The sequence below is a fragment of the Roseobacter sp. MED193 genome, from assembly GCF_000152965.1.
Lineage (GTDB): Bacteria > Pseudomonadota > Alphaproteobacteria > Rhodobacterales > Rhodobacteraceae > Pseudophaeobacter.
On sequence record NZ_CH902583.1, the window covers coordinates 1,102,093 to 1,117,330 of the forward strand.

The 15,238-nt window shown below is 55.9% G+C and carries 14 protein-coding genes; 3 read left to right on the forward strand and 11 right to left on the reverse strand.

The features are described 5' to 3' along the window. Nucleotides 1-21: 21 nt before the first annotated feature. The 4 genes from MED193_RS07695 to MED193_RS07710 are packed head-to-tail and all read right to left on the reverse strand — an operon-like array spanning nt 22 to nt 3,567. A complete protein-coding gene (locus MED193_RS07695) occupies nt 22-774 on the reverse strand; it encodes an ABC transporter ATP-binding protein (protein WP_009809124.1) in 753 nt (250 codons plus the stop codon). Beyond that, a complete protein-coding gene (locus tag MED193_RS07700) occupies nt 771-1,715 on the reverse strand; it encodes an iron chelate uptake ABC transporter family permease subunit (RefSeq protein WP_009809125.1) in 945 nt (314 codons plus the stop codon). Before MED193_RS07700 ends, MED193_RS07695 begins: the two co-directional genes overlap by 4 nt. Beyond that, nucleotides 1,708-2,664 carry an ABC transporter permease gene (locus MED193_RS07705; RefSeq protein WP_009809126.1) on the reverse strand — a complete coding sequence of 319 codons (957 nt, stop codon included), beginning with the start codon at nt 2,662-2,664 and terminating at the stop codon, nt 1,708-1,710. The genes MED193_RS07700 and MED193_RS07705 overlap by 8 nt, the downstream gene beginning before the upstream one ends. Before the next feature lie 3 nt (nt 2,665-2,667). Continuing rightward, on the reverse strand, nt 2,668-3,567 hold the full coding sequence (locus MED193_RS07710) for a siderophore ABC transporter substrate-binding protein (RefSeq protein ID WP_009809127.1): 900 nt from the start codon (nt 3,565-3,567) through the stop codon (nt 2,668-2,670). Nucleotides 3,568-3,910: 343 nt separating this feature from the next. On the opposite strand from MED193_RS07710, the gene MED193_RS07715 reads away from it, so the two are divergent. Next, nucleotides 3,911-4,420, forward strand: coding sequence for a MarR family winged helix-turn-helix transcriptional regulator (locus MED193_RS07715; RefSeq protein WP_009809128.1), 510 nt, complete (start codon nt 3,911-3,913; stop codon nt 4,418-4,420). A gap of 4 nt (nt 4,421-4,424) precedes the next feature. Here MED193_RS07715 and MED193_RS07720 read toward each other — a convergent pair whose 3' ends face one another. Continuing rightward, on the reverse strand, nt 4,425-6,395 hold the full coding sequence (locus MED193_RS07720) for a TonB-dependent siderophore receptor (protein ID WP_009809129.1): 1,971 nt from the start codon (nt 6,393-6,395) through the stop codon (nt 4,425-4,427). 437 nt (nt 6,396-6,832) lie between these two features. Here MED193_RS07720 and MED193_RS07725 point away from each other — a divergent pair, with 437 nt between their 5' ends. Together MED193_RS07725 and MED193_RS07730 are read left to right on the forward strand one after the other, a co-directional pair. Then, nucleotides 6,833-8,632, forward strand: a complete 1,800-nt coding sequence (locus MED193_RS07725; protein WP_009809130.1) for an ATP-binding protein — start codon at nt 6,833-6,835, stop codon at nt 8,630-8,632. Between the two features lie 130 nt (nt 8,633-8,762). Then, entirely contained in the window at nt 8,763-9,365 is a 603-nt protein-coding gene (locus tag MED193_RS07730; protein WP_009809131.1) for an acyl-homoserine-lactone synthase, read from the forward strand. A gap of 94 nt (nt 9,366-9,459) precedes the next feature. On the opposite strand, the gene MED193_RS07735 is transcribed toward MED193_RS07730, so the two are convergent. The 6 genes from MED193_RS07735 to MED193_RS07760 form a co-directional block, all read right to left on the reverse strand. Further along, entirely contained in the window at nt 9,460-10,335 is an 876-nt protein-coding gene (locus tag MED193_RS07735; protein WP_009809132.1) for a hypothetical protein, read from the reverse strand. Nucleotides 10,336-10,471: 136 nt separating this feature from the next. After that, on the reverse strand, nt 10,472-11,017 hold the full coding sequence (locus MED193_RS07740; protein ID WP_009809133.1) for a DUF3833 domain-containing protein: 546 nt from the start codon (nt 11,015-11,017) through the stop codon (nt 10,472-10,474). Continuing rightward, the gene (locus tag MED193_RS07745) at nt 11,017-12,243 is read right to left on the reverse strand and encodes an MFS transporter (protein WP_009809134.1); all 1,227 of its coding nucleotides are present in this window, start codon (nt 12,241-12,243) and stop codon (nt 11,017-11,019) included. The genes MED193_RS07740 and MED193_RS07745 overlap by 1 nt, the downstream gene beginning before the upstream one ends. Further along, a complete protein-coding gene (locus MED193_RS07750) occupies nt 12,240-12,734 on the reverse strand; it encodes a hypothetical protein (protein ID WP_009809135.1) in 495 nt (164 codons plus the stop codon). Before MED193_RS07750 ends, MED193_RS07745 begins: the two co-directional genes overlap by 4 nt. Beyond that, nucleotides 12,727-13,884 carry a cyclopropane-fatty-acyl-phospholipid synthase family protein gene (locus MED193_RS07755; protein WP_039966007.1) on the reverse strand — a complete coding sequence of 386 codons (1,158 nt, stop codon included), beginning with the start codon at nt 13,882-13,884 and terminating at the stop codon, nt 12,727-12,729. The genes MED193_RS07750 and MED193_RS07755 overlap by 8 nt, the downstream gene beginning before the upstream one ends. After that, complete coding sequence (locus MED193_RS07760) at nt 13,823-15,172, reverse strand: NAD(P)/FAD-dependent oxidoreductase (protein WP_009809137.1); 1,350 nt, start codon at nt 15,170-15,172, stop codon at nt 13,823-13,825. Before MED193_RS07760 ends, MED193_RS07755 begins: the two co-directional genes overlap by 62 nt. Nucleotides 15,173-15,238 lie beyond the last annotated feature (66 nt).

Genomic DNA, 15,238 nt, shown 5'->3' on the forward strand with positions numbered 1-15,238 from the left:
GGTCACAGTCCCTGAAAGAGATCATACAACAACGAGAGGCCGACCCGCGACATGGGTCACCTGGGCCTCAGTGTCAAAGACACGGCTAAGAAACGCCTCCGTGACAATCGCCTCCGGCGCCCCTGCCTCGACAATCTCTCCGGCCTTCATGGCAACAATGTGGTCCGCATAGCCCGCCGCATAGTTGATATCATGCAAGACAATGACAATTGTGCGGCGCTCTTGCTCTGCCAGCCGTTTGAGCCGCGCCATCAGGCTGCGCGAGGCGGCGATATCCAGGTTGTTAAGAGGCTCATCCAGCAGCAGATATTCTGTGTCCTGTGCCCAGGCCATGGCCGTATAGGCGCGCTGTCTTTGCCCCCCCGACAGGGTGTCAAGAAACCGATGGCGAATGCCCTCGAGCTCAAAACTCGCCAGCACCTGTTCGATCACCTGCCGATCCTTTGAGGTCAGTCGGCCGTGGCTATAGGGGTAGCGGCCAAACCCCACCAGATCCTGAACGCTGATGCGATGAGTGCTGGTCAGAACCTGCGGCAGGATCGCCAAAAGCTGCGCCAGATCGCCATGGCTGATCTTTTTCAGGTCCAGACCGTTTATCTCTATCGCCCCTGATTGCGTCGCTGCGAGTCGGGCCACCAGAGATAAGAGCGTCGATTTGCCAGCGCCGTTTGGCCCCACAAGCGCCGTTAGCCCGCCCTTGGAAAGGTCGAGATCCACATTCCGCAGAATGTCATGGCCAGCAATCTGATGGCTAAGGTTGCGAATACGGATCATGTGCTGCCCTTTCGCAGTATCAAGAACAAAAAGACCAGACCACCAAGACATTCCACCACCACAGCAAGCGGCGTTTCCAAGTGCAGGATGCGCTCAAGCACCAGCTGCCCGCCCACCAGAGTTATGCCGCCAATCAAGACCGCGGCAGGCAGGATATGGCCATGGTGCCAACTTGGGATCAAACGGTAGGTCAGACTGCTGACCAAAAGGCCCAAAAAGGCCACCGGTCCCACCAAGGCGGTAGAGACCGACACCAAAACCGAAATAAACATCAAAATCACAAGCTGCCCGCGTTTGGGATCGGCCCCAAGGCTAACGGGCAGCACCTCTCCCAGCGCGAGGATGTCTAACCGATGGCGCATGGTCCACAGGCAGATCCAGGTTACCAGGACCAAGCCCGTGCTTAGCAATAACAGATCCGCATCAACCCGGTTGAACCGTGCAAAAGACGCCGACTGCAAGACGGCAAATTCACTGGGATCAATCAGTCGCTGGATCAGCGATGACAGAGAGCGAAACATCACCCCCAAAATTATGCCCGTCAAAACCATGCGCATCAAATCACTGCTCTGATCTTTCAGCAGCAGTGCAAACAGCCCCACAGAGGCGAGCGTCAACACCCCGAGGTTCAAGAAGAACAGCCAGACTTTGGGTAGTTGCGTATAGCCCCCCGCCCCCAGTCCAAAAACCATCACCGTCAAGATCAGAAGAAACAGCGCGTCAAACCCCATGATCGAAGGAGTCAGGATACGGTTATGGGTGATGGTCTGAAACAGGATCGTCGCGGTAGAGATCGCTCCGCCTATCAACAGCAGGCTGGCGAGTTTTTGACCACGAAACCACAGGGTAAAGCCCCAACTTCCCTTGGCCCCCAGGGTCAAAAACAACACCGAGACAACCACCAGAACCAGGAGCAGCCAGAAAAAGCGCCGCCTAAGCATGACGTGGCCTCGCATAGATCAGCCACAAAAAGGCAAGGGTTCCCAGAACTCCAAAAACCGTTCCAACCGGCACCTCATACGGATGGCGTATCACGCGGGCCAGAATGTCACATGCCAAGACAAAGACTCCGCCCAGCAATGCCGTCACCGGTAGGGTCACGCGCAGGTTGTCGCCCAGCCGGCGGCTGATCAGATTGGGAACCACCAGCCCAATAAAGGGCAACATGCCCACCGTGACCACGGTCAGCGCCGAAACCACCGAGACACAGAGCAGTCCCAGCGCCATGACCTGTCGATGATTAAGCCCAAGGCTCAGGCTCATATCGCGACCCAGTCCCAAAATGGCAAACTGATCGGCAATCAGATAGCTGACAAGAGCAGCGATCCCGGCAATCCAAAGCAGTTCATAACGTCCTCGCATGACACCGGAGAACTCGCCCAGCATCCAGACATCAACATATTGAAGCAGATCCGCCTGATAGGCGATAAACACCATCACGGCCCCCAGAATACCGCCATAGACCAACCCAACCAGTGGGACCAACAGGGGCTCGGTCGGGGGAAGGCGCTGCACCAAGGCCAAAAACCCCATGGTGCCTAGCAGCGCCGTGGCAGCAGCGAGGCTCATCTTGATTGCCAGCCCTGCCGCAGGGAACAGCAAGACAGACAGTAGTATCCCCAGCGCCGCGGCCTGGCCGGTGCCTGCACTGATGGGTTCGACAAATTTGTTGCGCACCAGGATCTGCATGATCTGGCCACTCACAGCCATGGAGCATCCGGTCAAAACCGCTGCCGCCGTGCGTGGCAACCGGCTCACCGCAAGCAGCTGCAACGCCTCCGGGTCCTGAAACAAGTCGAGAGGTGACAGCGCAATCACCCCAACAAAGATCGAGACAACTGAAAGGGCTATTATCAATCCCAGACAGGTCAAAAGCCAGAGACGTGGCATGGCTTATCCATTGCCCTCATAGGCCGAGATCAGTTGATCCAGAACCCGGTTCATCGACTGGATGCCGCCACCAGCGATATAGAGGCTCGCAGCGTCCAGATAGATCACATGACCATTTTTCCAGGCGGAGGTCTGGCGCACCAGATCATTGTCGAGTGTCGCCTTGGCGTCTTCCCCCCCCTGCCCGATTGCCGATAGCCGATCGACCACGAAAAGGTAATCTGGGTTGGCATCCCGGATAAACTCTGACGAGATCGCCTCGCCATGAGAATTCTCCCCCAAGCCCTCCGCGGCCTGAGGCACCTCCAGCTTTGAATGCAGCCAGCCAAAACGTCCCATGGCGCCAAAGGCAGATATCTTGGGGCCATTGGTCATGATCAGCAGCGCTGTACCCTTGCCCCGGGCGAGCGATTTGGTCGCCTCAAGCTTGGTCAGAAAACTGTCACGCAGGGCTGTTGCTTCGGCCTCCTTGCCAAACAGATGACCATAGTCTTCCAGGCGATGCAGCGCGATTTGCACCAGATCGTCGCCGTCGATGGTCATGTCCAGAGTCGGTGCAAAATCTGCAAGGGCCTCTGCCTGATCGGAGGAGCGCCCGCCAACAAGGATCAGATCCGGCTGCAGCGCATAGATGCTCTCAAAATCGGGCTCAAACAATGAACCCACGACTTCCGCGCCCTCAACCCCCTTATCCAGATAATCTACATAAAGATTACCAATCACACCGGCGGGTTTCACCCCCAGTGCAACAAGGGTATCCAAAGCAGCCAGATCAAAAACAGCAACCTTTTCAGGTTGTGCCTCTGCCTGCTGCAGACCTCTGAAGGTACGAACCTCAACTGTTTGTGCCACAGCTGCAGATCCACAGACGAGGGCCGCAATGAGAGTCAGCGATTTCAACATTGATTTCTCCATCAATATTGCATGGCTGACCGAAGCTGGCTCTGCGGGGGTGGGTGGCCCCGTCAGTATTCAATTGTCTTTGCCCTGTCCAGCGCTTCTGTGGTGGGGGGGGATCTAGACCTCTTCGGCAGGGTCACCGCCAATAGCTAGAGAGCCTTGTCGCTTCTCAACGAACCAAGCCCAGAGTGAAACCCGGCCACCGCCCTCAGCACTTCGGCTCAGACCCCTTTGGCCTCACATCCTGCTAACATTTTGGCTTTTCGTTGTTTTTTCCAGCAGTAGTGTTGCACTCACATCTCACCGCCGACTAGAATGGGTCTGGTACAACCAGGTAGGTTCCCCCATGACAGCCAGAGATGAGCGCTCCAGCGACGCAGAGTTTTTCGCAGACGACACCCCTGTCGTGTCCTACAACCGTGTGTGGTTCAATATCATGCGCGCCCAGCGTAAGTTCCTGCCGCGTATCGCCAAGGCTCTCAAGGCTTGCGGGATCAATGATCCAATCTGGTATGAGATCCTGTTGGAGGTCGAATTGGCAGGCAAAGATGGCCAGCCCATGGCCGCGCTAGAGGACAAACTCTTTGTCGCCCAATATGCGCTTTCGCGCCATATTTCCCGGATGGAGCAAAAAGGCCTGCTGCGCCGTCAATTCATCAGCGACGGACGGCGCAAGCAGATCCTGTTTCTGACCGACAAAGGCAAAGGGCTGCACGGCGAAATCTGGCCGGTCTACTGGGACGCCATGCAGGCCGAGATCGGCCCCCATATGACAACGGACGAAGCCTACCAGCTGTCCCGGCTCTTGATCAAACTGCTGCCCGGAGGCGCCCAGAAAGCGGGGCCTCCGGGCTAGGCTACTAGAAACGGGCGACGGCCTCGATCAGCAGGGTACGGCCAGGCTCGTTCATCGTGCTAAAGCCTGTAAACTCACCGCCATAGGTTGCTCGGTCTGCATAGTTTTCATTGAACAGGTTATTGATGCTGCCGCGAATAGTCACCCCATTCAAGGACGGGGGAGAATATTCTGCAAAAAGATTGACGACCTGATAGCCTGGGATGGCTTGCCCGGCATAAGAGCCTTGTGGGTCATAGGAGGCCGCTGCTTGCAGGCTGCCGCCGACCAGCATGTTATACTGCTGCAGCTCCTGTTGCACTTCCAAGGCGATAATATGCCCAAGCGGAGCACCAAAATCCCGCAGATCGTAGTTGCTGGAGGGCACGCCATTCAGTTCGGCTTCGCTATAGGAATATGTCAGGCGCGCAAAACCACTTGCCCAGCCATAGGTTGCCCCTAGGTTCACGCCCTGACTTTTGAAATCGACTGTCGTCGTGCCATCGCGCGCATCGTCAAATTCGGTCTGGAACACCTCCCCGCTGACCGTCCAGGCGCCCGGCGTCCAGTCTGCCCCGATAATGATGTTCTGAGCCCTAGAAGCGCGCAAGCCGGAATAGTCTCGCGTGAGCCAAAACTCAAAACTGTCGCCCAGATCTATGCCGCCAAACACATTCGAATACCCGGCGCGAACCGAAAAGTCGTCGGTCAGATCATAGGCCAAAGACAGGTTTCCACTGGCGCCACTATGGGAAGAGTTATGAACCGCATCTGTGCTAAGCCACTGATAGCCGGTGAAATCCTGCCAATCATAGCGCGCCCCGGCAGAGAGGCTCAGCCGGTTCGTCGGCTCGAGACGCGCCTGCGCAAAGAGACCAATGTTATCAGACTTTTCGCGGGCCCTATCTGGGGCAACCCAGCTCCCCTCGATGGAGGTTTCCCGGTTCTGAAAATCGACACCGGCAGTGATGGTATTGTTCTGCGAAAGATGGAATTCGTTCTGCAAGACAACCGAATAGGTGCGCGAGGTCGAAAAGGTGGAGCTGCCATAGGCATCGTCTGGCCGGTCAATATCTGTGACAGAATAGCCAAGTGTCGCCGATGGATCCCAGAGTCCTGTATTGTTCACGTTTTCATAGCGCAGAGAAAAGTTGCTGCGCGTGGTCAGGTACGCGTATTCTCCGCTAACGCTGGGCCCAAAGTTTGGCCGCATATTGCGGATCTCGTTGTCTTCGATCTGTTGTGCTGAGAATTCAACGCGATGTCCCTGCAGAGATTCATAGGCCAATTTCAGCAGACCCGTAGTTAGGTTTGCCGCGGTGCCGGTCATTTCAACACCGCTACCGTCTTTGTAATTATCACCGGTGGCACGTTTGCCATAGGCGAGGATCTCGAAACCGTTGCTTTCTCCTGCCAGGGTCAAGGATCCCTGTGCTGTGTCGCCGTTGTCTGAATAGCTCAGGCGGGCGACCCCGCCGATGCTCTGACCTTCGGTAAGGACATCCTCAGCGTCAACAGTCTCCATCACCACGCGACCAGCCATTGCACGCGGCCCTGCATCCGCCGGTGCAACACCAGGATCGACCCGGACAGATTTCATCAAGCCGGGGTCAAAGGCATTGGCGCTTACATGGTGGAATACGCGGTTGTTTTGCGACACGCCATCCACCTGGATGGCGAGGTTCAACATATCCACACCATTCACAAAGATCTTTTGTGCCAACGGAATAGCTCCGCCGACAGAAACGCTGGCGATCCCGGCAAAGAGATCCTTCACGTCCCCCATACGAGAGCGTTCCAGTTCAGCGTCCGCGACGTAGACCGAAGAAGCACGATCAGCGGCGTTGCCCCTGTCGTCTTGCTGACGCACATAAATCGGATCCAACGAGAAAACTTCGTCTTCCAGATCCTGCCCGGCAACAGGTAGTGCGATCCAGACAGACAGAGCGGTCCCACACAAAAGACGAGCGCGAAGCACAGCGGTTTTAGCAGCCATAATATTCCCCAAGATTCAGGTTCGTGCTGGGCTTGCCCTGAATCGGGGCTGGCGAGGCGTTTGGATAGCGTGTCTAAATCGCACGCCCAAAACATGCAAGTGCATGTCAAGGTTTCCATGAGATTTTATTTAACTGAGCCATGACACAGCGTCATTTCCCGGCGAGTTAAAACAATTTTAAAGCTAAAATGTGTGCTTAGCCCCCAAAGGGAGCACCGCTGAACGATTGACGGGCTTGATCACCAGGCACCCAACAGGCAACACTTACTCTAGGTGAAATTGGGGAGAACTCGCTCTGCATCCCTGGGCAGGATCACCTTGGTTAAGGGACCACACACTTTTATGCGGTAAGCTATGCAAAAATTGGTGAATGGTTGTTATCGGCGTTTGGTTGGCCAAGAAGGAACGATGTGAAGGACGCCGCAAGGATAATGCGAATGTTGATTTTATCACCAGACCTTAAGGCTTCGGTGTCGGCTCAGAACAGGCTGGTCCGCGAAGACCTGCCCTCTCGCTTTGCCTCAATCACAGTCGTTGCATTGCTGTCGCTTTACTATCTTCCGCTTCAGATCATTTGCCTACTCTACCTCGGGATCGCCTTTATCGAGCTCGTCGGCCTCGTTGTATATCGCTCGTTGGAACGCAAAGTCACAATGGCGGGGGTGACACTGTTCATTACATCTGCGTTCTTTGGCATCTTGCTATTCAACAGCATCCCCCTTCTGCTCTTCTTGCAGCCTGAGGCCTTTCCAAAGCTGGCTGGCACCATGCTCTTGGTGATTGCGCTTAACCACAGTGTAGTTGCCCGTGCAGAATGGATGCTTTTTGGCCTGGTGACCGCGTTACCTATCATTTGCGCTGTCGCGTTTATGATCGTCAGTTTTCTGCACTCCTTTGCCACCCCGGTAGAGATCGGCATCGCCGTGGTCATACTGGTGCTCGGAGCGGGATACCTGGCCCATAGCATGTGGTCGCTCAATCAAATGACCGACCGGCTGCGTGATGCCCTAAGCGCCGCGGAGGCCGGGAGCCGCGCCAAGAGCCGTTTTCTCGCCTCTATGAGCCATGAGATCAGGACCCCTCTCAATGCCATTTGCGGCATGGCTGAACTCATGGACGAAGAAGATGCCGACCCCGAAACCCGGAGGGAGCGCAGCCAGCTATTGCAACAATCCGCCCAGGCTCTCACCGGTATTTTGAACGATATCCTGGACCACGCCAAAGTGGAATCCGGGCATATAGAGGTCAACCTAGCCCCGGCGACACCGCGGGCTGAAATCACCAGCGCAGTAGAGATGTTTCGGGCCCCAGCTGAACAAAAGGGGCTGCTGTTTGATCTCAGTTTCGACGACTCTGTGCCTTCCTATGCCCAGTTTGACGCTCAGCGGCTCAGGCAGGTGATTGGCAACCTTGTCTCCAATGCCGTCAAATTTACTGAATCAGGGCAGGTCAAGATCCATGTGTCCGCTCAACCCGACGAAGACCTCACAACCTTGACCATCCAAGTTTCGGATACTGGACGCGGCATTGCCGCCGAGCAGGTGCCGCATCTTTTCACCGAGTTCTACCGGGTTGAGGATAAGAATGCGCCGACGGTTCCGGGGACGGGCCTGGGGCTCGCCATTGCGCGGCGGTTCGCAAAGATGATGGGCGGTGATATCACTGTCAGCACTATTCCCATGTTGGGCAGCTGTTTCACATTCAATTGTAAGATCAAGGTCCTCAGCCAGCCCGAAACCGCCCAGCCTGCCACGGCACCAATTCAGAGCACTGTTCATGCCCTCCCTCTGGACCAAGACCAGGATCTTGGGGTCAAATCCATCCTTCTGGTCGATGACACCCAGTCCAATCGGATGGTGGTCCGCTCCTTTCTGAAGAAAAGCAATGTCGAGATCATCGAAGCCGAGAATGGTGCAGAGGCACTGGAGTGTCTGGAACAGCGCCCTGTAGATATGGTTTTGCTGGACATGAAGATGCCAGTCATGGATGGTGAGGAAACCCTGGTAGAGATGGCCCGCCGGGGGGGACAGATTGCTGCAACACCCGTGGTCATGCTGACGGCCAACGCCGCACCTGAAGACCGAGATCGCTTTATGGCACTTGGCGCACAGAGCTATATCGCCAAGCCCGTGAAGAAAGCGGTGCTCTTGTCTGAGATCCGTAGCGTTGCCGCAATGAGCCAAGAGACCGCTTTGATCTCTCAGCCAGACATACCTCCAGCGCGTTCAGCCCAGTAGACGACCCTGGTACAAACGCTGTTAAGTTAATGTAAAATTTACGATTGCCTGTAAAAGTTGATTTAAACTCAATCGAATCCCTCACGGCACTGTCTTGATCGATTCAAACAACAAGTGGGTAGGCACCCCAATGCAATCGACAGAAATCACCTTTGACAACTTGGGACAAACCGGAACGTTGTTCACCGCGTTGCTACGCGCCAGGTATCACCACTTCATTGAGACCCGTGGCTGGAAACTGCCCAACACGCGTGGGTTGGAGTTTGACCAATATGACACCCCAGAAAGCATATATAGCGTCATACACGACGGGCTAACGGTCTATGGTGGCCTGCGTGTGACCCCGACAACTGCCCATAATTTCAACGCTAGCTACATGCTGCGCGATGCCCAGCTAGGGCTATTGCCAGACATGCCTGAGAACATTTTAGACGAAACAGCGCCGCAAGATTCCGGTATATGGGAAGTCAGCAGGGTTTTTGTGACGGATACGCTGAGCAGCCGCGACCGGCTGCGCATTAGAGCTGAAATCGGCTTGACCCTGGCGCGCCTGGCAGAAACCTGGAACATCAAGGCCTATATCTGCCTGACCTCAGTTACCGCCGGATTGCTTATGCGCCGCACTGGTCTGACGATCTCTCCGGCAGGGCCCCGCCTCGAAGTGGGTGGTGAAACATGCCAAGCCTATCATCTGACCGTGGATGCCGAAAACGTTCGCAGCCACGCGGCCTGATTTCGCTCATGCCCCCAATATGGGTCTCGCGAAGGGGCTATTCCCTGTCTTCCCTGGATCAAGCATCACAGCCAGTTCCGGGAGAGATGCAGGATTACGGAGCGATCATTGTGACACCCGGGATGCGCTGCACAGTCTCCATATCCTCTTCATAGAGCCGCGTCACCGCCTCGACGGTTTCTTCGTTCCAACCGGGGAGGTCAATTTCCTCTTCCAACTGGTCTTCGCGGACATATTTGTCCAGGAAGGCCGCAAAAACACGGCGCCGGTGCATTTCTGACATCTCAGGGTGTTGGGCCAGATACTGGCGCAGCCTGCGCATTCCTTCGCGGCTCATGATGGCCGCGAGTAGATCCATGCCCCCGTCCAGACGCTCATTCATCTCCAAGCCGGACATGTCGCGGATGATCTGCGCCCAGATCAACGGCATATCTTCAAAACACCAAACATTGAGAGCCACCTCAGGAACCGCTTGCCGCAGGCGCGCCAGCAGATCCGACCAACGCAACCTATAGGGATCAAGTTCACTCAGCACACGGGTTTTGCGGTCTGGATGCGCGTTTTCCAAAAGCCCAGGCAAAAGAGTCGCCGGGTTTCGCAAACCAATGAACAGCTCCAGTTGGTCCTGTGCGAACAGTTGCTGCAGGGCCAAAAGCCGCTCTTCAGCTTCTGGATAAAACTGGCTCCCGTTGAGCGATTGACGTTGGGAGCCAAAGAAATTGGCGTTGGACAACAAAACTCTGTCTGCCTGCTCCTCTTCCAGGATCGCATCCCATAGCACATCACGGGCTTCAGCGGTGGCCTGCCCCTCTTGCAAAGCAGCGATGCAGTCCTTGAGAAGGTAGCGATATTTGCCTGGGCCCGGCACGACGGTTCCATGAAGGCGAAAGCGGTCTTTGTTACGGAGCAATGTCTTGAGGAGGCGATCTTCTTCGGTTCCATGTGCGCCGCAATGAAAAATGACCTGCATCGGGTCGCGTAGCTCCTGTCATCCTGAATTGCCTCAGGCTTACTCTCATGGGCTCAGCAGGTCAAATGCTCTGCGCCCAAAGGGCCGTACAGAGGGTGCAAATCCCACATTGGGGCGTCTGCCATGTGAGATAAATTCACATCGGCCGCATTGTTGCGATGAGTTCGGCGACCTTCAGGCCGAATTTGCGCATCTCGGATTTGTTAATAATCGCACCATCTGCTGTTAGGTACATCCAGTCTGTGGCCTGCAGGGTGTGCCCTCCAGACTCTGCAGGGAGAATGATCTCATAGCTCAAACGTACAGTTGACCCGGAGACAACGCCCTGCGCCTCCCCCACCAGGTCATCAGCCTTGGCCGTAAAGGTGTTGTCGGGGCCGAGGGTAAGATACCATTTCCGGCTTTGTGTTTTGCCATTTGAATAGGTGAACTCTTCGCTCAGCGTGCCGGTATCCCCCTGCCAGGACCCGACCATTTTGGCAGTGAAACTATTGGTCATTTTGCCATTTGGGCCAAAGATCAATCCTTCGGACAGGATCTCCCCTGACAGATGTGTCTTAAGATCGAACGCGGGCCCGGTTTGCGCATAGTCCCGCGGGGACTGAAAGCGGAAACTGAACAGATAGGTTTTGGCAATCACAGCGATAAGCAAGATCACGAGACAGGCAGCAAGCAATTTCATCACGACGAACTTTCGGTAGGCAGCCTCAGCGCATAGCAGAAGGCCACAGTTTTCAGGATACAGGGAAGGATGGCATAGGCGGTGACCAGCGCCGCCAGCGCGGTCTCTGTATTAGCTCTTCCAGGGGTGAACCCCCGGGACTCCAGCAGGGGCAAAGCGATTGCAGCCGCAAGGGCGAGGGCAAGTTTGCCGGCAAAGGACCAGATCCCAAAGGCAGCCCCCGCGCTGAGACCAGCTTTGGTTAAGGCGATGCTGAACAGCGCCGGCAACAGCAGCATGTCCGCGCCAAGCGCCGCGCCGGAGGCCAGGCAGATCAGAGTGAAACCCACCGCATCCCCTGGTTCCAGAAACGCAGCCCCTACAAAGCTGGTAAGCGCCAAAGGCATGGCAATTAGCAGCGTCGGCTTTGCACCAATCCTGCGGCTGAGCAGGGTCCACAGCGGCACGCTAAGCCCCGCAGACAGAAAGAACAGCACCAGGAGGGGGCCCGCCAGCTGCGGCAGTGCCAGATAGTCTTGCACAAAAAACAAAAACAAGGTGGAGGTCAGCGCCACCGGCAGACTATTTAGCACAGCCAGGACCAGTAGGTTTGTCGCACCGGACTGCCACAGATTGGCGAACCGAAGAGGCTGCCCCACCATGGCCTGACGTCTCCAGATCGGCCTGGTCAATAAGGCGGCAATAACAGCGAGGCCTCCTAAGAAAAGACCAAAGGCCGCATACCCCTGCCCCTGAGCACCCAGCCCAACCAGAAACGCAGGGGCAATGGCCGCCAGGATGACGCCGACCAGCATGCCACTTTCGCGAAAGGCGGCAAGTGTCATCAAATCTCGCGGTTTCGTTGAAACGCTCAATGTTGCACTGCGCCCATAGAGCAAGATCATGCCAAGACTATAGGCCGAAAACAGCAGCACCAGGACCAAGATCATTTTGGCCAGCAAATAGGGCCCCTGCTGCAAGCCAAACAACAGCGGGAAACCCACCGCCAAGCCGAGAGCTGCTGCCCAGCCAAATCTGGATTGGTATTCTGGCCATCGATCCACCGCCCATCCGATCAAAGGATCCTGCACAAGATCAAAGGCTCGTATCGCCAGCAGAACGGTCCCTAAAGTGCCAAGCCCGAGACCCAGATCGGTTGCCGCAAACTGCGGGAGATGAATGTACAATGGGATCCCTGCACTGGCCAAAACCAGGGCATAGAGGCTGACCCTCGGATAATGCGTCATTGGCCTAAGAGTGCCCGCGTAAACCGTGCTGACCGGCTGTCTTCGCCCAGAAAAATCTCCATAAAGCGGGTTCTTATGTCGGTTTGGGTCAAGGTGCAGACCGCAATCCCATTGCGCCAAAAGGTCAACCGGTCTGGTCCGTCACTGACCGCGAGATAGCTGTCTCCGGGCGCAACAGGCTGGTAGCATTGCTCCAACTGGCCCCGAATGGGCAAAGCATTGCCCATGCGGGCCATTTCTCGCAGCGTTGCCTCCACCAGATCAGATTGGCTCAATCGGCGCTGATAGGTGAGCTCAAGCCCAAAATCCTGAGACCAATCCAGCGGCTGACCGCCCTGCGTAAACAGGCGGGCCTTATAGATCTGAAACCCCAAGAAACTGAACGCCGCTTCGCCGCGCTGCTCTGCCCCGCGTGGCAGGTTACTTGGCTGCGAAGCCCCCGCAACAATGGGTGCCAGGCACAGGCAGGTCCAAAGCAACAGGCTACGCATGTGCCAGCTCGACCTGGACGACATTGGTATGTCCAATCGCAAAGGAGGCTGCACAGATTTCTAGGTAGTACTGCCAGTTGCGGAAAAATCCTTCATCATAGCCCTGCTCTTTGATTTTACGTTTCTGCGCCACCAGACGCTGGGCCCAAATTCGGCAGGTCTTGCCGTAGTCCTCACCGAAGGCAAAGTTGTTTTTCACCTGTAATCCGGCCTGCTTGGCCTGGTCTGCGATCACTTGATCGGACAAGAGCATGCCACCTGGAAACACATATTGCCGGATATAGTCCGAAGAGGTTCGGTAGGTCTCAAAGAAACTGTCGGGCACCGTAATGGCCTGCAGCATGATGCGACCACCCGCCGACAGGTTTTGCTTGAGCGCAGAAAAATAGCTCGGCCAGTACTTTTCTCCAACGGCTTCGATCATCTCGATAGAGACGATATTGTCGAATTGTCCCTGGACATCACGGTAGTCCCGCAACTGGATATCTGCGCGCCCATCCAGGCGGCAATCCGCATAGGCATGTTGATTGCGCGAAATCGTCACGCCTGTGACATCGCGCCCCTCGGCGCTCGCCTGTTCAGCAAAGCCGCCCCAGCCGCAGCCAATTTCCAGCACCCGCTCCCCCTGATTGAGCCGGGAAAGGACGCGCTCATTTTTTCGGGTCTGCGCCTGGGCGAGGTCATCGCCCGAATCGCCAAAAATACCAGAGGAATAGGTCATGCCCTCATCCAGCCAGAGCTGGTAGAATTCATTCCCAACATCATAATGCGCGCGGATATTCTTGCGTGATCCGCGTTTGGAATTGGCCCGCAGGATGCGGTCAACAATGCGAAATTTTGCGCGGTTGAAACGGCTGGCGTGATCATAGTTACCCAGATGTTCACGATTCACCATGGCAAGTGACATCAGCCCCTCTATCGAAGGCGTGTCCCAAAGCCCCTGAACATAGGCCTCGCCCAATCCGACTTGCCCGTGGGCTGCCATGGCCGAGACCGCTGCCCAGTCACGAATTTCCATTTCTGCTTCTGGGCCGTGATCGCCAAACTGATACCGCGCTCCGTCCGGGGTGCGCAGGGTAAGGCGTCCCTCACGCAGTTGCGCGCAGGTCTCCAGGAATTGCGTTTTCATCGCTTGGTTCGTCAATGTCATATTGGGATCCTTTTGCGGTCATAGAGGTAGAGGCGTTCATCATGCGGACAATCCGCATCGCGCTGGCAATTCCGTCTTCATGGAAGCCATGGCGATTGTAAGCGCCCGCAAACCATGTGTGGTTTTGTCCCTGCATGGCCCGGAGTTCACGTTGAGCCTGCAACGCCCCCTGGTCAAAGACAGGATGGGCAAACTCGACCTTATCATAGATCTTGGTCGCGGGGATCTCTCGGGTTGGATTGAGCGTCACAAACAGCGGGTCGCTTTCAGGAATATTCTGCAGCCGGTTCATCCAATAGGTGACACCGACGCCACCATCCTGGCTGCGATAGGCCCAGCTCGACCAACAGCTGCGGCGCTTCGGCATCTGCCCTTCGTCACAATGTAGTACGGCTGTATTGGATTGGTAGCGGATGCCCCCCAATGCCGCAATTTCCGCACCGGTCGCGCTCTGTCCCAGGATTTTAAGTGCCTGATCAGAATGGCAGGCAAAAACCACCTCGTCAAAGTCTTGCCTCCCCTGGCCCTGAACCAACAGAGAAACGCCGCGATTGTCTCTGGTCACCTGTTCAATCGGAGCACCGGTACGAAGAGTGCAGCCCCGTGCAATGAGGGCGGTTTCCAGACGGCTCACATATTCGATGCTGCCGCCTTTGACGGTCCACCACTGATGTTTGCCAGTTCCAGCCAACAAAGCATGGTTGCGGAAAAACGAAATCAGCGATTTTGCCGGGAAGCTGTCCACGTCGGTCACTGGAGTGGACCAGATCGCTCCGCACATAGGCAGAAGGTAATTGTCGCGAAACCACGACCCAAGCTTCAGCTCTTCCACCAATTCGCCAATGGTCTTGCTGTCATCTGTTGCTGCGGCCTCGGCCTCTTTGCCAAAGCGCAGGATATCGGCGATCATCTTGTAAAATTGCGGCCTGATCAGATTTCGCTTCTGTGCGCTCAATGCAGCAAAGCTGTTCAGCCCATATTCGATTTCACCGCTTTCAATGCTGGCACAGAAACTCATTTCGCTTTTGATCACCGGAACGTCCAGTTCCCGGAACAGTCGCGTCAGATAGGGGTAAGTCGCATAATTAAAGACGATAAAACCCGTATCCACCGGTTGATTGCCATCTTTCCCTGCAAGAACGGTCCGTGCATGCCCCCCCAACCTTGGCGCGGCCTCATAGAGGGTCACGTCGGAAGTGGCCGAAAGGTAATAGGCTGCGGATAGTCCAGAAATGCCGCCTCCGATGATCGCGACCTTGCGGCGCGGGCCTTGGGTTTGATCAAGCATGCTGTCCTCGTTTATACCAGATAATGAAGGCATTACGCCTGGGCTGAAGACACGGATCACTTTTGA